The organism is Phaeobacter sp. CAU 1743, from assembly GCF_039839315.1.
Classification (GTDB): Bacteria; Pseudomonadota; Alphaproteobacteria; order Rhodobacterales; family Rhodobacteraceae; genus Phycobacter; species Phycobacter gallaeciensis_A.
Map to the genome: position 1 here is coordinate 18,299 of NZ_JBDOQR010000032.1, position 19,299 is coordinate 37,597.

The 19,299-nt window shown below is 62.8% G+C and carries 22 protein-coding genes; 11 read left to right on the forward strand and 11 right to left on the reverse strand.

The window, feature by feature from the left end:
* Positions 1–99: 99 nt before the first annotated feature.
* The 6 genes from ispH to AAFO90_RS13475 all read left to right on the forward strand — a co-directional run bounded on the left by ispH (position 100) and on the right by AAFO90_RS13475 (position 4,036).
* Positions 100–1,095, forward strand: a complete 996-nt coding sequence (ispH, locus tag AAFO90_RS13450; RefSeq protein ID WP_065271532.1) for a 4-hydroxy-3-methylbut-2-enyl diphosphate reductase — start codon at positions 100–102, stop codon at positions 1,093–1,095.
* Positions 1,096–1,237: 142 nt separating this feature from the next.
* Positions 1,238–1,852, forward strand: coding sequence for a LysE family translocator (locus tag AAFO90_RS13455; RefSeq protein ID WP_274830291.1), 615 nt, complete (start codon positions 1,238–1,240; stop codon positions 1,850–1,852).
* Complete coding sequence (locus AAFO90_RS13460; protein ID WP_347509718.1) at positions 1,849–2,301, forward strand: DUF3429 domain-containing protein; 453 nt, start codon at positions 1,849–1,851, stop codon at positions 2,299–2,301. The genes AAFO90_RS13455 and AAFO90_RS13460 overlap by 4 nt, the downstream gene beginning before the upstream one ends.
* Complete coding sequence (locus tag AAFO90_RS13465; RefSeq protein WP_065271535.1) at positions 2,298–2,891, forward strand: class I SAM-dependent methyltransferase; 594 nt, start codon at positions 2,298–2,300, stop codon at positions 2,889–2,891. Before AAFO90_RS13460 ends, AAFO90_RS13465 begins: the two co-directional genes overlap by 4 nt.
* Entirely contained in the window at positions 2,884–3,354 is a 471-nt protein-coding gene (rnhA, locus tag AAFO90_RS13470; RefSeq protein ID WP_065271536.1) for a ribonuclease HI, read from the forward strand. The genes AAFO90_RS13465 and rnhA overlap by 8 nt, the downstream gene beginning before the upstream one ends.
* A 58-nt stretch (positions 3,355–3,412) precedes the next feature.
* Positions 3,413–4,036 carry a trimeric intracellular cation channel family protein gene (locus AAFO90_RS13475; RefSeq protein ID WP_274830294.1) on the forward strand — a complete coding sequence of 208 codons (624 nt, stop codon included), beginning with the start codon at positions 3,413–3,415 and terminating at the stop codon, positions 4,034–4,036.
* Between the two features lie 5 nt (positions 4,037–4,041).
* On the opposite strand, the gene AAFO90_RS13480 is transcribed toward AAFO90_RS13475, so the two are convergent.
* The 5 genes from AAFO90_RS13480 to def (AAFO90_RS13500) all read right to left on the reverse strand — a co-directional run bounded on the left by AAFO90_RS13480 (position 4,042) and on the right by def (AAFO90_RS13500) (position 6,851).
* Positions 4,042–4,278: a GlsB/YeaQ/YmgE family stress response membrane protein gene (locus tag AAFO90_RS13480; RefSeq protein WP_347509719.1), complete on the reverse strand. Its 237-nt coding sequence runs from the start codon at positions 4,276–4,278 to the stop codon at positions 4,042–4,044.
* Positions 4,279–4,372: 94 nt separating this feature from the next.
* Positions 4,373–5,278, reverse strand: a complete 906-nt coding sequence (gene fmt, locus AAFO90_RS13485) for a methionyl-tRNA formyltransferase (protein WP_347509720.1) — start codon at positions 5,276–5,278, stop codon at positions 4,373–4,375.
* A 14-nt stretch (positions 5,279–5,292) separates the two neighbouring features.
* Positions 5,293–5,790, reverse strand: coding sequence for a peptide deformylase (gene def / locus AAFO90_RS13490; protein WP_274839978.1), 498 nt, complete (start codon positions 5,788–5,790; stop codon positions 5,293–5,295).
* Complete coding sequence (gene def / locus AAFO90_RS13495) at positions 5,787–6,293, reverse strand: peptide deformylase (protein ID WP_347509721.1); 507 nt, start codon at positions 6,291–6,293, stop codon at positions 5,787–5,789. The genes def (AAFO90_RS13490) and def (AAFO90_RS13495) overlap by 4 nt, the downstream gene beginning before the upstream one ends.
* Before the next feature lie 36 nt (positions 6,294–6,329).
* Positions 6,330–6,851 carry a peptide deformylase gene (def, locus tag AAFO90_RS13500; protein ID WP_274833349.1) on the reverse strand — a complete coding sequence of 174 codons (522 nt, stop codon included), beginning with the start codon at positions 6,849–6,851 and terminating at the stop codon, positions 6,330–6,332.
* 98 nt (positions 6,852–6,949) lie between these two features.
* Between def (AAFO90_RS13500) and AAFO90_RS13505 the strand changes: the two genes are divergently transcribed.
* Entirely contained in the window at positions 6,950–8,122 is a 1,173-nt protein-coding gene (locus AAFO90_RS13505; RefSeq protein WP_347509722.1) for a MalY/PatB family protein, read from the forward strand.
* A 93-nt stretch (positions 8,123–8,215) separates the two neighbouring features.
* Here the strand turns inward: AAFO90_RS13505 and AAFO90_RS13510 are convergent, their stop codons facing one another.
* Positions 8,216–8,584, reverse strand: coding sequence for a hypothetical protein (locus AAFO90_RS13510; protein ID WP_274830300.1), 369 nt, complete (start codon positions 8,582–8,584; stop codon positions 8,216–8,218).
* A 223-nt stretch (positions 8,585–8,807) separates the two neighbouring features.
* On the opposite strand from AAFO90_RS13510, the gene AAFO90_RS13515 reads away from it, so the two are divergent.
* The 4 genes from AAFO90_RS13515 to AAFO90_RS13530 all read left to right on the forward strand — a co-directional run bounded on the left by AAFO90_RS13515 (position 8,808) and on the right by AAFO90_RS13530 (position 13,012).
* Positions 8,808–9,782 carry a glutathione S-transferase family protein gene (locus AAFO90_RS13515; protein WP_347509723.1) on the forward strand — a complete coding sequence of 325 codons (975 nt, stop codon included), beginning with the start codon at positions 8,808–8,810 and terminating at the stop codon, positions 9,780–9,782.
* A gap of 143 nt (positions 9,783–9,925) precedes the next feature.
* Positions 9,926–10,888, forward strand: a complete 963-nt coding sequence (locus AAFO90_RS13520) for a threonine-phosphate decarboxylase (RefSeq protein WP_347509724.1) — start codon at positions 9,926–9,928, stop codon at positions 10,886–10,888.
* The gene (cbiB, locus tag AAFO90_RS13525) at positions 10,885–11,799 is read left to right on the forward strand and encodes an adenosylcobinamide-phosphate synthase CbiB (protein ID WP_347509725.1); all 915 of its coding nucleotides are present in this window, start codon (positions 10,885–10,887) and stop codon (positions 11,797–11,799) included. Before AAFO90_RS13520 ends, cbiB begins: the two co-directional genes overlap by 4 nt.
* Positions 11,800–11,842: 43 nt before the next feature.
* On the forward strand, positions 11,843–13,012 hold the full coding sequence (locus AAFO90_RS13530; RefSeq protein WP_347509726.1) for a lytic murein transglycosylase: 1,170 nt from the start codon (positions 11,843–11,845) through the stop codon (positions 13,010–13,012).
* Here AAFO90_RS13530 and AAFO90_RS13535 read toward each other — a convergent pair.
* The 5 genes from AAFO90_RS13535 to AAFO90_RS13555 form a co-directional block, all read right to left on the reverse strand.
* Positions 13,009–13,386 carry a hypothetical protein gene (locus tag AAFO90_RS13535; protein WP_347509727.1) on the reverse strand — a complete coding sequence of 126 codons (378 nt, stop codon included), beginning with the start codon at positions 13,384–13,386 and terminating at the stop codon, positions 13,009–13,011. The two genes, AAFO90_RS13530 and AAFO90_RS13535, sit on opposite strands and share 4 nt — an antisense overlap.
* Positions 13,387–13,464: 78 nt before the next feature.
* On the reverse strand, positions 13,465–13,938 hold the full coding sequence (locus tag AAFO90_RS13540; protein ID WP_065271550.1) for a YbjN domain-containing protein: 474 nt from the start codon (positions 13,936–13,938) through the stop codon (positions 13,465–13,467).
* A 105-nt stretch (positions 13,939–14,043) separates the two neighbouring features.
* The gene (locus AAFO90_RS13545; protein ID WP_347509728.1) at positions 14,044–17,499 is read right to left on the reverse strand and encodes an AAA family ATPase; all 3,456 of its coding nucleotides are present in this window, start codon (positions 17,497–17,499) and stop codon (positions 14,044–14,046) included.
* A gap of 166 nt (positions 17,500–17,665) precedes the next feature.
* Positions 17,666–17,953, reverse strand: a complete 288-nt coding sequence (locus AAFO90_RS13550; protein WP_274833341.1) for a hypothetical protein — start codon at positions 17,951–17,953, stop codon at positions 17,666–17,668.
* A gap of 51 nt (positions 17,954–18,004) precedes the next feature.
* Complete coding sequence (locus tag AAFO90_RS13555) at positions 18,005–19,264, reverse strand: PLP-dependent aminotransferase family protein (RefSeq protein WP_347509729.1); 1,260 nt, start codon at positions 19,262–19,264, stop codon at positions 18,005–18,007.
* Positions 19,265–19,299: the final 35 nt, after the last annotated feature.

Here is a 19,299-nt window from a genome sequence, read left to right on the forward strand (position 1 = left end):
TTTTCAGCAGGATGCCCTAGGGTGGCCTGCAACAGGCAGCTGCCTCTGGACCTTGCGGCCGGAAAACCCTACCTCTGCCGTGCAAGGAGATGCGCGACCATGACTTCAGACCTGTCCTCCGGCCAGCAGGCCCAGACCAATCAGCCCGCGAAGCCGGCCCTGACCCTTTACCTAGCCGCCCCGCGTGGTTTTTGCGCGGGCGTGGACCGGGCGATCAAGATCGTGGAGATGGCGCTGGAGAAATGGGGCGCACCGGTCTACGTGCGCCATGAGATCGTGCACAACAAATACGTTGTTGATGGGCTGCGCGCCAAAGGCGCCGTCTTTGTCGAGGAACTGGACGAATGCCCCCTCGACCGCCCCGTGATCTTCTCCGCGCATGGGGTTCCGAAATCCGTCCCCGCCGAAGCGGAAAAACGTCAGATGGTCTATGTGGACGCCACCTGCCCGCTGGTGTCCAAGGTCCATATCGAGGCCCAGCGCCACGCCGAGGCGGGCCTGCAGATGATCATGATCGGCCACAAGGGCCACCCAGAGACAATCGGCACCATGGGCCAATTGCCCGAAGGCGAGGTTCTTCTGGTCGAAACCCCCGGTGACGTCGCCTCGGTCGAGGTCCGCGATCCGGACCGGCTCGCCTATGTGACGCAAACCACCTTGTCGGTGGACGACACCAAGGACATCGTTGCAGCGCTTGAGGCGCGGTTTCCCAATATCGTCGGCCCCCACAAGGAAGACATCTGCTATGCCACCACCAACCGCCAGGAAGCGGTAAAGGCCGTGGCGCCAAAATCCGACGCGCTGCTGGTGGTCGGCGCGCCCAATTCCTCCAATTCGCGGCGCCTGGTCGAAGTCGGTGCCAAGGCGGGCTGCGCTTATTCACAGCTTGTGCAGCGGGCCGAGAATATCGACTGGCGCGCCCTGGAAGGGATCCGCAGCATCGCCATCACCGCAGGCGCCTCTGCGCCGGAACTGCTGGTGAACGAGGTCATCGATGCCTTCCGTGCCCGTTTCGATGTCACCGTCGACATCGTGGAAACCGCGGTCGAGCGGGTCGAGTTCAAAGTTCCCCGCGTGCTGCGCGCCCCGGCCTGAAGCGGACCAGAACCGGGTCGGCCTTTATAGCAGACGGATCCCAAACACGCGCGACAGATCTGCCGCGTGCCGGGACTCCCCTGAACAGGCGCGGCGTGTTAGCAGTTGATCAACACCACTGCGCCGCAAGGAGGCCCGAGAGATGATTTCAATGCAGTTCCTGATCACCGCCCTTGTGGTTGTCATCGCGCCCGGCACCGGGGTCGTCTACACGCTGGCGCTTGGGCTTGGTCAAGGGACCCGGGCTGCCCTCTGGGCGGCGCTTGGCTGTACCTTCGGCATCCTTCCCCATCTGGCAGCTGCAACGTTGGGCCTTGCTGCCGTGCTGCACAGTTCCGCCCTGCTGTTTCAGGTCGTCAAACTGGCAGGGGTTGCCTATCTGCTGTATCTGGCCTGGCAGGCGCTGAAATCCGGTGGTGCCCTCTCGATCACCTCGGACAGCCGCCCGCAATCAGGCCTGCGCATCGCCCGGCGCGGCGCGCTGATCAATATCCTGAACCCGAAACTGTCGGTCTTCTTCCTCGCTCTGCTGCCGCCCTTCCTGTCGGGCATCCCGGAGAGCGCCACCGCCGAGATGACCCTTCTCGGCGCCGTATTCATGGTGCTGACCTTTGTGGTTTTTGTTCTTTATGGCATCTTTGCCGCCAAGGCGCGCGACTTCGTTCTTGGCTCTGAACGGGTGCTGACTTGGCTGAACCGTGGCTTTGCCGCGATTTTTGCCGCTCTTGCCGTGCGGCTGGCGGCAGAACGGGCATGAACCGTATCCCGCTTGTTCCTCTGATCCTGGGCCTCACCGGTCTGATCCCCTTTGTCTGGGGCGCGGCCACGCTTTGGCTGCCCGACCTTCAGGCCTGGGGCAGCAGCCATTTGGGTCCGCGGTTCGTCGGCCCCTATGTACAGCTGTTCTATGGCTCGGTAATCCTCAGCTTCATGTCCGGCGTCCTTTGGGGGTTTGCCACAAAAACGAGCGGTGCCAAGGCCGCCGCCGGGTACACCCTGTCGGTGATACCAGCCCTCTGGGCATTCTTCATGACCGGCGGCGGGCCGCTGAGTGCCGGAACCAACCTTATCTACGGTTTCGCAGGGCTGCTGCTGCTGGACTGCGTCTTTTCCATCTGGAACCTGACCCCGCCCTGGTGGCTGCGTCTGCAGGTGCTGCTGACGCTGGTGGTCATCCTCTCCCTCTCAGCCGGAGTATACCTGTGAGCGATACCGAAACCATCAAGGTCTATGATGCCCGCGCGAAAGACTACGCCGCGCTGAACCAGGACTACCTCAGCAGCGATCCTAGGCTAGCCGCCTTTATCGCGGCCTGCCCTGCGAATGGCCGGGTTCTGGATCTGGGCTGCGGGCCGGGCACCTCGGCCGGGGTGATGGCAGAGGCAGGCCTGCGGGTGGACGCCACGGATGCCTCCGCCGAAATGACTGCCCTTGCCGCGCAGATTGACGGCGTCAACGCCCGGCAAGCGCGCTTTGACGAGATCACCGGAGACGGGATCTACGACGGGATCTGGGCCAACTTCAGCCTGCTGCACGCCCCGCGCAGCGACATGCCCCGGCATCTGCAGGATATCCACCGGGCATTGAAACCCAATGGCGCCTTTTACATTGCGCTCAAGCTCGGTAAAGGCGAGGCCCGCGACACCATTGGCCGCCTTTACACCTACTACGAGGAAGACGAATTGATCGATCTGCTGACCACCGCCGGTTTCACCCCTCTGGACCGCAGCCACGGCAAAGGCCCCGGACTGGATGGCTCGGTTTCCCACTGGATTTCGGTGGCCACCCATGGCTGATCTGTTTGCCTATACCGATGGCGCCTGCTCGGGCAATCCCGGTCCCGGCGGCTGGGGCGTGCTGCTGCGCGCGATGGACGGCGATGAGATCGTCAAGGAACGCGAGCTGAAGGGCGGCGAGCCAGAGACCACAAATAACCGGATGGAGCTTCTGGCGGCGATCAACGCGCTGGAGAGCCTCAGCCGTCCGACGAAAATTACCATCGTTACTGACAGTAACTACGTGAAGAACGGCATCACCGGCTGGATCTTCGGCTGGAAGAAGAACGGCTGGAAGAACGCTGCCAAGAAACCCGTGAAAAACGCCGAGCTGTGGCAGCGTCTGGATGCGGCGCAGCACCAGCACGACGTGACATGGGAATGGGTCAAGGGCCACGCCGGGCATCCCGAAAACGAACGCGCCGATGAGCTGGCCCGCGCCGGCATGGCACCTTTCAAACCCGGCAAACGTAAATCGGCCTGAGACGGATCCGTCCCCGGCCCGGCTAACTCCGCAGCACCGCCCAAGGGTCATTGCGACCATGAGTTTTCTGACACTGCTTGATTACGCTTCGGTGCTGGTCTTTGCCCTGACCGGCGCGTTGGTGGCTAGCCGGGCACAACTCGATGTCGTCGGCTTTGCCTTTGTGGCCTGCCTGACTGCGGTAGGTGGCGGTACGGTGCGCGATCTGTTGCTGGACCGGCATCCGGTGTTCTGGGTGGATGATCCCAATTTCATCCTGCTGGCAGCGGGGGCCGCCGGTATCGTCTTTGTCACCGCCCACTTAGTGGAAAGCCGGATGAAATGGGTGATCTGGCTCGACAGTTTTGCCCTTGCCGTGGCGGTCCCGGCAGGCACTGGCGCAGCGCTGGCCATGGGCAAACCGCCGGTGGTCGTGGTCTTGATGGGCATGGCAACCGGATCGCTCGGCGGGTTGATGCGCGATGTGGTCTGCAACGAGGTGCCGCTGGTGCTAAAACAGGGCGAGCTTTACATCTCCTGCGCCATGGCGGGGGCGATCACTGCCGTAACCGCCATCTGGGCGGGGCTGGACACCGGGCCTGCCCTGCTGGCCTGCGGCGCAGTCTGCTGGGGACTTCGCGCGGGGTCCATCGCCTTTGGCTGGCACCTGCCAGTCTACAAAAGCCGACCGCCGCGCAGCTAAGGCTGCTACTTTTGCAGGTATTTCTGCCAGAGCCAGATCAGCAGCAGCGCCCCCAGCACCGCCCCGACCAGACCGGAGAGCATCCCCACCACCGCCAGCAGCGTGCGCAGCACCAACCCGCCAATCAGGGCGCCCGCGATGCCGATCGCCACGGTGGTGATGATATCCGCCTCGATCCGCATCATCCGCGTGGCCAGAAACCCGGCTGCGGCCCCGATGATGATAAGCGCGACAATGGACATCTGATTTCCTCCAATGGCTTGGCACGAGGATCAGCGCCCCGCTAGAGAAAAGGATGGCATTCACGCCCGGCAAAGGAAAGACGCAGCAGACCCGTTAAAGCCTGACACCCCTCGCCACCGGAAAGCCACGCAGAAAGATCTCGCGATCCTGCGCACCCTTGCCCGCCCGCTGCAGGCGCAACAGCTCGACCGCGCCGCTGCCACAGGCAACGGTCAGGGCATCGTCCAGCACCTCACCCGCTTCGCCGCTACCATCGGCAAGGCGCGAGGCAAGCAGTTTTACCCGCTGGCCATCAATCTCGCACCAGGCGCCCGGGAAGGGCGACAGGCCGCGAATCTTGCGATCCACCTCTTCCGCCGGGCGCGACCAGTCGATCTGCGCCTCGCTCTTGTCGATCTTGCTGGCGTAGGTGACACCGTCTTCGGGCTGCACCTCAGGCACAAGCTCGGTTAGCTTCTCCAGCGCCTCGACGATCAGGCCAGCTCCCATCGTGGAGAGCCGGTCGTGCAATTGCGCAGTGGTTTCTTCGGCCCCTATGGCGGTGGCGCGGCGCATCAGAACCGGGCCGGTATCCAGTCCGGCCTCCATCTGCATGATGCAGATGCCGGTCTTCGCATCCCCAGCCATGATGGCACGGTGGATCGGCGCCGCCCCGCGCCAGCGCGGCAACAGGCTGGCGTGGATATTGAGACAGCCATGTTTCGGCGCGTCCAGCACCGCCTGCGGCAGGATCAGCCCATAGGCCACCACCACGGCGACATCCGCGCCGAGAGCAGCAAACTCTGCCTGTTCCTCGGCACCTTTCAGAGAGACCGGATGGCGCACCTCAAGGCCCAGCGCCTCGGCTCGGGCATGGACCGGTGTCGGGCGATCCTTCTTGCCACGTCCCGCCGGGCGCGGCGGTTGGCAATAGACGGCGGCGATTTCGCGACCGGCCTCGACCAGCGCATCCAGCACCGGTACGGAAAAATCGGGCGTTCCCATAAAGACGACACGCATGGGCCAGATCTCCCTTAACCGGTCAGTTTCTTGGATTTGCGGATCAGCATATCGCGCTTCACCTTGCTGAGGCGGTCGATGTAAAGCTTACCATCCAGATGGTCGATCTGGTGCTGCACCGAGGTCGCCTCGATCCCGACGAAATCCCGCTCGGTGATCTCGCCAGTCTCATCCATATAGCGCACGGTGACAGCGCGGGGGCGTTTCACCTTGGCCGACACGCCCGGCAAGTTGGGCGAGGCCTCGTCATGTTCGCGCAGCTGGGTGGAGGAATGCAGGATCTCGGGGTTCGCCATCCGTACTGCCTTGCCGCGCTCGGTCGAGCCATCCACCACCGCAAGGCGCAGCATCACGCCAATCTGGTTGGCGCCAAGGCCAACGCCCGGCATCGCCTCCATCGTGTCGATCATGTCCTGCCAAATCTGCCGGATCTCATCTGTGATCTCTGTCACCTCTTCGGCGCGGGTGCGCAGGCGCTTGTCGGGCCAGGGCAGGCAGGGGCGGACAGTCATTCTGTGGTCCCTTTCCGGGCGTTGTATTCCGCCTCGACCACAGCGCGGGCCTCAGCGTCGAGGTGGTCAAAGGTCACGGTGCCATTGAGATGGTCGAATTCATGCTGGATGCAGCGGGCCTCGAACCCGTCGAAATCGGCCATGTGAATGTCCCCTTCGGCAGCGGTCCATTGCACGGTGACCGCCACGGGGCGTTCGACCTGGACCATGACACCGGGGATCGACAGGCAGCCTTCCTCCATTGTCACCGGCACGCGTTCAACCGCCATGATCGACGGGTTGATCATGACCATGGGGGAGCGCTTCCCCTCTTTCCAGGTGCAATCCATCACGAAAAGGCGTTTCATCACCCCCACCTGCGGCGCGGCAAGACCCCGGCCATTGGCCGCGTACATGGTGTCGAACATATCGGCGATCAGATCGTCGAGCTGCTCCTGCTCCACCGGGGCGCAGCGCTGGCTGAGCCGGGGATCAGGCCATTTCAGGATCGGTAGAACCGCCATGGGCAAGCCCCCTCTTTCAGCGTTCCGGGCAGAGCTTTACTGCTCCCGGGCGCGCTCGCGTTTCAGCTTTTGCATTTTGCGGGTGATCATCTGCCGCTTCAGCGGTTTCAGGTAATCGATGAACAGTTTCCCGTTCAGATGGTCGATCTCGTGCTGCACGCAGGTCGCCCAGAGCCCGTCAAAGGTTTCGCGCTGCGCATTGCCGTCCCGATCCATCCATTCCACTTCGACCACTTTGGGGCGGGTGACTTCGGCGTATTGCTCGGGGATCGACAGGCAGCCTTCCTCGTAGACGTTGGTTTCGTCCGAAGATGCAATCACAGCGGGGTTGAACATCACCAGCGGGCGCGCATCGCCCTCGCCTTCCTTGGCGCAATCCAGTGCGATCACCCGTTGCAGGATGCCAACCTGCGGCGCCGCCAGACCGATGCCCGGCGCCGCATACATGGTTTCCAGCATGTCATCAGCCAGGGTGCGCAGATCGTCCGAAATATCGGCAACCGGTACGCAGACCTTTTTCAGGCGGGGGTCGGGATGGATCAGGATAGGACGTTTCATGCGCTTGATTTAGGCGATTGCACCCCGCCCTGCAACGCCCCCCTTGCGCGCAGCGTCATTGTGCGTAGCTTCTCTGCCAAACAACCGGAGTTTAAACCATGGATTTTGACACCCTGATCGACCGTCGCGGCACCCATTGCGCCAAATGGGACATGATGGAGAGCCTTTATGGCGTCTCGCCCGATGAAGGGCTTGCGATGTGGGTGGCCGATATGGATTTCCCGGTGCCCCCTGCGGTCACCGACAAGATGCGTGAAATGGCAGATCATGGCGTGTATGGCTATGTAAACTGTGACGAACCCTACAAGAACGCGATCCAATGGTGGATGCAGAACCGCCACGGCTGGCAGGTCGAAGCCGATGCGATCTTCACCACGACCGGCCTCGTGAACGGCGTCGGCATGTGCCTTGATACCTTCACCCAGCCGGGCGATGGCATCGTCCTGTTCACCCCGGTCTACCACGCCTTTGCCAAAGTGATCCGCAATGCGGGCCGCGAAGTGGTCGAGTGCCTGATGACCAACAATAACGGGCGTTACGAGATGGATTTCGACGCCTATGACGCGCAGATGACCGGCAAAGAAAAGATGGTGATCCTCTGCTCGCCGCACAATCCGGGCGGCCGCGTCTGGAGCCAGGAAGAGCTGCAGGCGGTTGCGGATTTCGCCAAACGCCACGACCTGATCCTGTTGTCGGACGAGATCCACCACGATCTGGTCTACCCCGGCCACACCCACATCCCGATGCAGAACGCCGTGCCCGAGGTGACCGAACGGCTCTTGATGCTGACCGCACCGTCGAAGACCTTCAACTTTGCCGGGCTGCACACCGGTCAGGTGATCATCCCCGACCCGCATCTGCGCGAACAGTTCCAGCGCCGCATGCTGGCCCTGGCGCTGGCGCCGAATTCGGCCGGGCAATACGCCACCGCTGCCGCCTATTCCCCCGATGGCGCCGCATGGGCAGACCAGCTGATCGCCTATCTGGATGGCAACCGGAAGGTCTTTGACGCAGCGATCGAAAAGATCCCCGGCCTGTCCTCGATGCCGTTGGCAGCCACCTACCTGTCCTGGGTCGATTTCTCCGGCACCGGGATGAGCCGCGAGGAATTCACCAAACGGGTCGAACAGGGCGCAAAGATCGCCGCCAACCACGGCACCACCTTTGGCACCGGGGGCGAGAACTTCCTGCGGTTCAACCTCGGCACCCAGCGTTCCCGCATCGAGGAAGCCTGCCGCCGCCTGACCGAGGCTTTCTCGGATCTGCAGTAATTCCACAGAAGCAGGCGCAGCGATCACGCTGCGCCCGAAAATATCGGCCCGATCTTCGGGCTCGGAATTGGAATAGGTCAGAGCGGGCTCGTTTCAGGCCTCGCCATGCACCCCGTCATAAGCGATCAGAGCCACCGGCGCGTCCGGCGCGCGATAGAAATCCAGCGGCGCGGTGTCGGCGGCAGCAGTGGAACGCTTGAACTCGTACCGCATTTCGCCACCCTCCGCCTCAGAGGCGACGATCAGGCACTGCGAGATGTGGCGGGCACCATCATAGAGATCGACGAGGCCCCGCAGTTGCGGCGCGGTTGCCTCTTCCACCGAAAAACCGGTCTTCCACATGCGCAGAACCGGAAACTGAGACTCTCCGACCTGCACGCGCAGGCGACTTTTCTTTTTCAGCCCCTGAACGCGGGCGGCGTCCAGCGCCTCTTGAACGGCTTTCGGAACATAGGTGGTCATGGCATCTGCCTTTCCGGTGGATCATCTGATCGGCTCTGCTGAGCCTCTCTAGGGTGACTCATAATTGCCTAAAATCAAGTGAACTTTTTTCAATGCTGCGGCACCCGTGGCTGCTGCTTCCTGCAGGTTGTGCAGATCCGCAGGGAGGCTGCGCGCCTGTCGGCATGGGCGACACCCTCCGAAGTGCCTAGTTTGCGGGCATGGAACGGAAGGAGCGAAAACAATGGGTCTTTTGATAGACGGTACCTGGCACGACAAATGGTATGATACCAAATCCACAGGCGGCGCCTTTGAACGCTCCGTATCGCAGTTTCGCAACTGGATTACGGCGGATGGCAGCGCCGGACCATCGGGCGATTCGGGATTTGCCGCCGAAAGCGGGCGGTATCACCTCTATGTCTCTCTCGCCTGCCCCTGGGCCCACCGGACGCTGATCTTTCGCCAGCTGAAAGAGCTGACCGACCATATCTCAGTCTCAGTGGTGCATCCCGACATGCTGGACCGGGGCTGGACCTTTGAGAAAGACGAACATGGTGCCACCGGCGACACCCTTTTCGGTCACGATTACGCCTACGAGATCTACACCCGCGCCGATCCGACCTATTCCGGGCGCGTCACGGTGCCGATCCTCTGGGACAAGCAGCGCGAAACCATCGTGTCGAACGAAAGCTCGGAAATCATCCGCATGTTCAACTCGGCTTTTGATGATCTGACCGGTAACCGGGACGATTACTGGCCCGAGGAGCTGCGGGAGCCGATCGAGGCGGTGAACGCGCGCGTCTATGACACGGTGAACAATGGCGTCTACCGCTGCGGCTTTGCCACCAGTCAGGCTGCCTATGACGAGGCAGTCACCCCGCTCTTCGACACGCTGGACTGGCTGGAGGACCTCCTGTCCGAGCATCGTTACCTGCTCGGCACACGCGTGACCGAGGCCGACTGGCGCCTGTTCACCACCCTCCTGCGGTTCGATCCGGTCTATCACCTGCATTTCAAATGCAACCGCAAACGCATCATCGATTACCCGAACCTCTGGGCCTATACGCGCGAACTGTATCAGTTGCCCGGTGTGCAGCAGACCATCGGTATGGATCACATCGTGCGCCACTATCACTATAGCCATGACACCATTAACCCGAACCGGATTCTGCCCATCAACCCGGTGATCGACTGGCTGGAACCGCACGGGCGAGGCTAAGGAATTCCTTACTTTTGGGGCTTTCGGGCCTGCATTGCAGCTTCTGATTGCGACATTCGGTTGCCTTATCACCCGGGCTGTTTCATACGGCCCGGGTCCGGCACCGGGATGTCCCGTGGCCTTTTCACGAGTCAGGGCCTGCAATGGTAGCAAGCAATACAGCAAGCAAGAACGCGCAGCGCGATCACGGCGGCAATCTCGCGGCCGCGATGGAACAATACGGCGGGACACGAGAGGGTTGGATCGACCTCTCCACCGGCATCAACCCGGCCCCCTACCCGCTTCCATGTTTCACAGAAGCCGATTGGTCGGCGCTGCCTGACAGCGCTGCAAGCCACGATCTGCATCAGGCAGCGCGCCGGTTCTGGAATGTTCCGGAGGGAGCCGAGATCCTTTCCGCCCCCGGTGCCTCCTCCCTGATTGCCCTGGCCCCTGCGCTGGCCGATCCGCGCTGGGTGCGGATTGAGACACCGACCTATAACGAGCACGCGGCCGCCTTTCGCGCCCATGGCTGGAGCATCACGGGCCAAGGCCCCGCCGAAGCCTGCGTCGCGGTACACCCCAACAATCCTACCGGCCGCCAGTGGCAAGCCGAAGAGCTGGCTGCGCCCTTCCGTATCATCGATGAAAGCTTCTGCGACATCTGCCCTGATCAGAGCCTGATCCATCTGGCGGCAGAACCCGGCACGCTGGTGTTGAAAAGCTTTGGCAAGTTCTGGGGGCTGGCCGGTCTGCGCCTTGGCTTTGCCATCGGTGATCCGGAGCTGATCTCCCGCCTCTCTGAACTGCAAGGCCCCTGGTCAGTGTCCGGTCCGGCGCTGAAAAGTGGCATCCAGGCGCTTTCGGATACAGATTGGGCGGCGCAGACCCGCACAAGGCTGGCGGAGGACGCTGCTCGGATGGACGACATGATCCTGCCCAAAGGCGCGGAACTGGCGGGCGGCACCGATCTGTTCCGTCTCTATCACGTCGATGATGCCGCCGCCTGGCAGCAGCGACTGGCGCGCGCCCATATCTGGAGCCGCATTTTCCCCTATTCAGACACCTACCTGCGCCTTGGCCTGCCTCCGGCAGCAGGCTGGGACCGGCTGGAGGCCGCCCTTTGATCACCGCAACCCTTCTGATCCCCGCCCTGATCCTAGATGCCATTCTGGGGGAACCCCGTTGGCTGTGGAACAGATTACCGCATCCGGCGGTGCTGATGGGGCAACTGGTTGGTGCCCTCGATGCACGGCTTAACTCCGGCGCCGGGCGCCGGGCCAAGGGCGTGGTCGCCGTTCTGGTCCTTGTCATCACCGGACTGCTGATCGGTTGGCTGCTGTCACTCTTTGGCGCCTTGATGGAGATCCTCGTGGCCGCAATCCTGATCGCCCAGCGCTCGCTCTGCGATCATCTGCAGGCGGTGGTTCAGGGCCTGCAAAAGGACGGTCTGCACGGCGGCCGCGCGGCAGTTGCCATGATCGTCAGCCGCGACACCACCGAGATGACCGGCCCACAGGTCGCCCGCGCTGCCATCGAAAGCGGCGCCGAAAACATGTCGGACGGGGTGATCGCACCCGCCTTCTGGTTTCTGATCGCCGGGCTACCCGGATTGCTGGCCTACAAGATGATCAACACCGCCGACAGCATGATCGGCTACCGCAACGCGCGTTATCGCGACTTTGGCTGGGCGGCGGCGCGGCTCGATGACCTGGTGAACTGGATCCCGGCGCGGCTGACGTCGCTTTTGATGGCGCTGGCCGGAGGAACCTTGCGGGACTGGTCCGCGATTGCCGAGGACGCCCGCAAGCATCGCTCCCCGAATGCCGGCTGGCCCGAGGCTGCCATGGCGCGGGCGCTTGATGCTGCCCTATCGGGCCCCCGCTCCTATGACGGCGAGATGCAAGAATTTCCCTGGGTGCACGAAGATGGTGCCAAGGGCATCGGCGCCGAGGCAATCCGGCGCTGCACCGAGATGCTTTGGAAAACCTGGGGACTTGGCCTGCTGCTGACGGTTGCTATTGCGTTGATCTTCTAGCACACACTTGGGGCAATCACGGTCTAGAAAGGACGCCCAAGACATGCGCAAACTGATCCTGGCCCTGGCAGCCGCGATGCTGCCCACCGGCACCTTCGCCCAATGTGGCGGCAGCTTCTCTGACTTCGTACAGGGCCTGAAACAGGAAGCGGTGACAGCGGGCTACGATGCTGCCACAGTGAATGCGTTCTTCAAAGGCACCAAACAGGACCCCAAGGTGCTGCGCGCAGACCGGGCGCAGGGTGTGTTTCAGAAACCCTTCATCGAGTTTTCGCGGCGACTGATTTCCCAGAACCGGATCGACCGGGGCCGGGCCATGTCGAAAAAGCATGACAGCACCTTCCGCCGCATCGAAAACACCTACGGCATCAACCGCGGTGTACTTCTGGCCTTCTGGGCATTTGAAACCGACTTTGGCGCCTTTCAGGGCGATTTCAACACCCGCAATGCGCTGGTCACCCTTTCGCATGACTGCCGCCGTCCCGAATTATTCCGCCCGCAGATTTTTGCCGCGCTTGAGCTGTTCCGGCACGGCGATTTTGACCCGGCCCGCACCACTGGCGCCTGGGCCGGAGAGATCGGCATGGTACAGATGCTACCCCGCGATATTCTGGACAATGGCGTTGATGCCGATGGCGACGGGCATGTCACCCTGAAAACCTCGGCACCGGATGCACTGATGTCGGGAGCCAAGATGCTGTCGCATCTGGGCTGGCAGCCGGATCAGCCCTGGATTCAGGAGGTGACGCTGCCCAAGGGTATGGACCTGTCGCTCACCGGACCTGCGCAAAAGCTGTCGGTGGCGGACTGGCAGCGGATGGGCGTCGTACCCCGCGAAGGGCGCCTGCCCGATCCAGCCATGCGCGCCTCGCTGATCGTCCCGCAGGGCCATAAGGGACCTGCCTTCCTCGCCTACCCCAATTTCGATGTTTATTTCGAATGGAACCAAAGCTTCACCTACGTGATGACGGCCGCCTATTTCGCAACCCGGCTGGAAGGCGCGGCGATCTATGACGCCGGAAGCCCCGATCAGGGCCTCAGCGGCGCCGGGATGAAACAGTTGCAACAGAAACTGCAGGCGCGCGGTCACGACGTGGGAGACATCGACGGCATTCTGGGCGCCAAGACCCGGATCGCGGTACAAAAAGAGCAAGAACGCCTTGGCCTGCCCGCTGACGCCTGGCCCACTCCGGCCCTGCTAAACCGGCTCTAACGCACGGGAAACCGGTCGCCAGCCTGGTTGATCAGCACCACCCGGCCATGGCTGTGCACATAGAGATCGCAGCGCGAAAACCCGTCGACATAATCGATGCAGACGCTGCCATCTTGTGCGATCCGGTAGCTGCCCCAGCTGGTGGCCCCGCCATTGGCGGCCGAGTTGGTATAGGAATAGGCACCATCCTTGCCGAACCGCGCCTCACCGTCATCAAAGAACACGAAGGCCTGCCCAGGCAGCGCCGCGAGCTCAGACGGAGCAAAGGGTTGGTCGGCGGGTTTCAGATTCCAGTCTTCCGCATCGGCCGAGGCTGCGCCAAGACAGATCATGGCGGCGGCAAGAGAGCAGGCAATAAGGGAAACACGTGTCATGCCCCCGGTATATCGCAAAAGCCGCCGGGCGCAGGTCACGATCCGGTGACGCCGAAAATACCTGTCCCGCGTGCCTGCCTACCAGTCGATGAAGGTTTCGAAGTCTTTCATGGCCCGTGCCCAGAGTGACACCTGCTGGGCAAAGTCATCAGCACTGACACCGTCCCGGCCCAGATAGATATCCATCTCGATGCGGGCCGACCCTTCATCCGAGATATAGGCACGTGCAAACCGGTTCTCCGTGTTCCATTCATTGATCTTGGCCAGCCGTACCGATCCTTCGGTCTGGTAGCCGGAAAAGAACTGGACCGCGTTGCAGTCGGTGTTGTTGTCACAGCCGTAGTAATAGACTGAGAAATCACTGCCGTAATAAGTCACGCGCAGCTTGGGATCGCCAACATTGTCCGTTGTCGCTTCGACCTCTGCCCCTTCATTTTCGAAGAACCTGTAAAGGCTATCGCCATCCGTCGCAAAAACGGGTTCGGCCTGTGCTGCAATGGGCAGAGTCAGCGCAGCGGCCGTGAGGATGGCGAGGCATCGTGAAGGGTACATACTAGGTCTCCTGAAAACACTTGTACCGATCCTAAGCAGGACGTCTCGGCCACACAAGGAAGTCGCCCGCGCCATAACCTAAAGTCGCCTTGCTTAGATCGAGGATCAGGCGACCAGCGCTTCTGCCTTTTTCAGATCGACAGAAACCAGCTGGCTGACGCCTTTTTCCTGCATCGTCACCCCGAACAGCCGGTCCATGCGGGCCATGGTGACCGCGTGGTGGGTGATGATCAGGAACCGGGTATCAGTCTGGCGGCACATTTCGTCCAGCAGATCGCAGAACCGGGTCACATTGGCATCATCCAGCGGCGCGTCGACCTCGTCCAGCACACAGATCGGCGCCGGGTTGGACAGGAAGACGGCAAAGATCAGCGCCATCGCCGTCAGGGTCTGCTCACCACCCGAGAGCAGCGACAGGGTCGACAGTTTCTTGCCCGGCGGCTGGCACATGATCTCAAGTCCCGCATCCAGCGGATCGTCGCTTTCGACCATCACAAGGTTGGCCTCGCCGCCGCCGAACAGATGGGTGAACAGCATCGCGAAACTGGCGTTGACCTGCTCAAACGCGGTCAGCAGCCGTTCGCGCCCTTCGCGGTTGAGGCTGGCGATGCCGCTGCGCAGGGTCCGCACGGCCTCTTCCAGGTCCTGTTTTTCCGACACCAGCTCGTCATGTTCGGTCTGGATCTCCCGGGCGTCTTCCTCGGCCCGCAGGTTCACCGCGCCCAGCGCATCGCGCTGCCGCTTGTGACGAGAAACCTCGGCCTCCAGCGTCTCGGCCGTGGGCATCTGATCGGGGTCGGTATCAAGCTGTTCCAGCAGCGCCTGCGGCGCGCAGTTCTGCTCTTCTGCGATCCGTTCCGCAGCATGGGTCACGGTTTCCCGCGCGGCCTCGAACCGGGCTTCGGATCTGGCCCGCGCCTCGCGCGCTTCGGAGGCCAGACGCTCGCAATCGCGTTCAGCCTGCACCGTCTCGCGCAGCACCGCCTCTGCCGCGATCAGCGCATCGGTCGCTGCTGCCTTGCGTGCTTCGGCCTCTTCGATGGCCTCATTCAGCTCTTCGCGCTTTTCGGCAATCTCGGCGGGTACCGCGTGGGCGTCTTCCAGCTCTTCCTGAGAGGCCTCGCGCCGTTCGGCCAACTCAGCGATCCTGCGCTCGGCAGTGTCTAACCGGTGACGCCAGCCCGACAGGTCCTTGGTGACCTGCTGCGCCCGTTTGGTGCGTGCTTCGCCTTCGCGGCGCAGCTCATCATGGGCCGAGCGGTGGGTCAGCATGGTGATCCGCGCCGCCTCGACCTGCTGCTTGATCTCCTCGACCATGGCGCGGGCCTGCTCCAGATCCCCGAGTTCTGCCAACGCGGTCTCGGCATCTGTCAATTGCAGGCGGGCGGCCATGGCGTCTTCTTCATGCCGGGTCACCGCGATGCCCAGGGTTTCCAGCTTGCCCTCGGCCATATTCCGGTCAGCCTCCGCCCTGCTCAGCGCCCGGGCGGCATCGGCAACGCGTTGATCGGCGGCGCGGCGGGCCTGGCGAGCCAGCTGATCCGCCTGAGACACCTCTTCCAATTTGCGCAGCAGCGCATCATGGGCGGCGCGGGCGCCATCCGCGCGGGCACCGACGCGTTCCAGATCCTGTTTCAGCGCCTCCAGCCGGTTCAGCTGTTCCAGCCGCAGGGCGGCGGCGCTTGGCGCATCTTCGGCCCAGGACCGATAGCCATCCCAGCGCCACAGATCGCCCTCCAGCGTTACCAGACGCTGCCCCGGTTGCAGCTGCGACTGCAGATCGCGGGCCGTGTCACCATCTACCAATCCGATCTGTCCGATCCGCCGCCCCAGCGCCACCGGGCCAGACACATATTTCGCCAGCGGCTCTACCCCATCAGGCAAAGGCACATCGCGATCATATCCCGCCAGTGTGACCCAGCCGGTCGGCCCGTCCACATCGGCCATCGGCGCGCGCAGATCATCGGCGAGCGCCGCGCCAAGCGCCTTTTCATAACCCGGGGCCACGCTCAGCTCATCCAGGATCTGGCCGCCTTCAGCGGTGTCCCGTTCCACCAGTTTCGCCAGTGCCGTGACCTCGGCCCGCAGGGTGCCCAACTCGCCCTCGGCCTCAGATCGCTGCGCGCGCGCCTCGGTTTCGCGTTCCTGCGTGTCCGCCCGCATTTCATCGGCAGCAGCGAGTGCCTCTTCGGCGGCCTCTGCGGCCTCGCGGGCGTCTTCCTCGGCAGTGACAGCCTCTTCGAACCGTTCGGTTGCTTGCTCCAGTGCCTCTTCGGCCTCTGCCTGGGCACCGCGGGATTTCTCGCCTTCGTCCGTGGCCCGTTGCAGCGCACGCTGGCAATCCTCGACCAGACGCCGCGCCGATTGGTGACGGGCCACCAGACGGGCCACATCCTCGGTGACCTGCGACAGGTGGTCCTCGCGGGCCTCAAGGATCTGCCCGGCATCGCGCGCCAGATCAGAGGCCTCGGCCAGACGATCCTCGTGGCCTTCGCTGGCCTTGGCCAGTTCCCGTTGTTCCCAATCCAGCCGTTCGATGGTTTCGCCCGCATCCCGGTTCAGACCAGTCTCACGCTCGATATCGTTGCCGAGCTGCTGAATACGGGAGGTCAGCCGTTCAATGGCCTGACGCGCCTGCGCGTCCTGATCGCTCAGCGCATCGCGCTGTACCATCAGGCGCTGCAGGATTGCCGCCGCAATTGCTTCTTCTTCGCGCAGGGGCGGCAGGGCGGCCTCATCTTCGGCCCGCTTGGCGCCCGCCGCACGGCTCAGCGCCTCTGCCTTGGCCGCCTGTGTGACGCGGGTACTCAGCTCTTCCTCGGCGGCGGCGCGGGCGTCGTCTGCCTCGCGCCAGCGGCGGTACAGCAGCATGCCCTCGGCGAGGCGCAGTTTTTCCCCGATATCACGATAGCGCTGCGCCTGTTTCGCCTGACGCGCCAGCTGCGAAAGCTGCGCCGCCAGCTGTTCGATCACATCATCGACGCGAAGCAGGTTCTGTTCAGTGTTCTTCAGCTTTAGCTCTGCCTCGTGGCGGCGCTGATAGAGCCCCGAGATGCCGGCCGCCTCTTCCAGAATACGGCGGCGCGCCTTGGGTTTGGCATTGATCAGTTCGGAAATCTGCCCCTGCCGCACCAGCGCAGGCGAATGCGCCCCGGTCGAGGCATCGGCAAACAGCATCTGCACGTCCCGCGCGCGCACATCCTTGCCGTTGGATTTATAGGCGCTGCCCACATCGCGGGTGATCCGGCGCACGATTTCCAGCTGATCGCTGTCGTTGAACCCCGAGGGTGCCAACCGGTCGCTGTTGTCGATCTGCAGGCTGACCTCGGCGAAATTGCGCGCCGAACGGGAGGTCGTCCCGGCAAAGATTACGTCCTCCATACCGCCGCCACGCATGGCCCGGGCGCGGGTTTCGCCCATCACCCAGCGCAGCGCCTCCAAAAGGTTCGACTTGCCACAGCCATTCGGCCCGACAACGCCGGTCAGCCCATCCGCGATGATCAGATCGGTCGGATCGACAAAGCTTTTGAAGCCGTTGAGCCTGAGTTTGGAAAAGCGCAAAGCTGCCCCTGAGTGATTCCGTGATAGTGAACCTCAGCAGGTTCGCGGGTCTTGAGTCAACGCCACAGCCCCCAAATCGGGCAAGCCTGCCTGCTTTGGCCACTATATCTTGTGGATAATCCCGAGAAATACAACCTCAGCGGGAAAAATTTCCGGAACTGGCCTTTTACGGGCAGGACAAACGCCCGACAAGCACCGCCTGATCACCGCTGACCCAGAGGACACGGCAGCCGGTAGAGGCCGCCATTGCCCGTCTGGCCCGGTGCCGCAGTGGTCCCAGCCGGGGCGCATATTGCGGGTTGATGCGCACCGCCTCGACCAGAGTTCCGCGCTGACGGATATCAAAGGTGCTGCCCTCGACCGTAATCCGCGCAGGCGCAACACCCCGGAAATGCGCACTCGGGGTATCACAGCCCGCCACCAGCAGAACGCACAGAAGACTTAGTACACGCATGGCCGCCTCACGGTTGCTTCCTCGCCCTCAATACGAGAGGCTCGGAAGTGATCATACCACCTCTGCGCTGACCTGCCGAGGCGACACAGCGTCCAGCTCTGCCAGAGTCTCTGCGATCAGACGGGCCAGACGAGCGATCCCCTCTTCAATCGCCGCCTCATCCAGCACCGAGTAGCTGAGCCGGATCGTGTTGGGGCCACCGCCATCGGCAAAAAAGGCCTGACCGGGCACAAAGGCCACCTTCACGCTGTCCAGCGAGCGCGCCAGAAGCTGCGCCCCGTTCAGCCCCGCAGGCAGAGTAATCCAGATGAACATGCCGCCTTCGGGGCGGGTCCAATCCACGCCCGGCGGCATGTGCTGCTTCAGCGCGCGCAGCATGGCGTCCCGGCGCGCCTTGTAAGCGGCGCGGACCTTTTCCACATGGCTGTCGAACTGCTGACGCGCAACGGCGTTTACTGCCATCTGGTTCAGGGTTGGCGAGTGCAGATCCGCCGCCTGTTTGATCAGCACCATCTGTGCAATCACCGGCCGGGCCGCGACGATCCAGCCAACGCGAAGCCCTGGCGACAGGGTTTTGGAAAAGGTGCCGCAGTAGATTGTGCGGCAGTTGTCCAGCGTTCCCTTCTTCGCCTGCTCAAGCGCCAGAATGGGCGGCACCGGATCGCCGTCATAGCGCAGGTCCTGATAGGCACCGTCTTCGACGATGGCGCATTGCAGGTCTTCGGCGAGATCCAGCAGACGTTCCCGGTCGGCCTGACCGACGGTCTCCCCAGTCGGGTTGGCAAAATCCGCTGAAAGATAGGCGAATTTGACCGCCCCACCATTCTGTGCAGCGCCATCGCGATAGCTTTGTGCCGTGCGGTTCCCGGACAGGTTCAGCTGATCATAGCGCGGTTCATAGGCGTTGAAGGCGGCCAGCGCCCCCAAATAGGTCGGCGCCGTCACCAGCGCGGTGTCCCCTGGCGACAGGAACAGTTTGCCAAGGTAATCCAGCCCCTGCTGCGAGCCTGAGGTGATCAGGATGTTGTCCGGGTCACAGTCAACGCCCATGCGCGCCATCTGACCAACGATCCATTCTTTCAGCGGCAGGTATCCTTCGCTGACCGAATATTGCAGGGACTGTGCTTGCTGTCCGCCGGACAAGGCGCCTTGGAACGCTTCGGCAAAAGCCTCGGCCGGGAACAGGTTCGGGTCGGGAATGCCACCTGCAAAGGACAGAATGCCTGGCTGATCCAGAAGTTTCAGCAACTCGCGAATTTCCGACGCCTTCATCCGCATCGCACGACTGGCAAATATGTCTTTCAGCTGCATGAAACCCTCCTGACTGCACGCCTTTGGGTGATTGG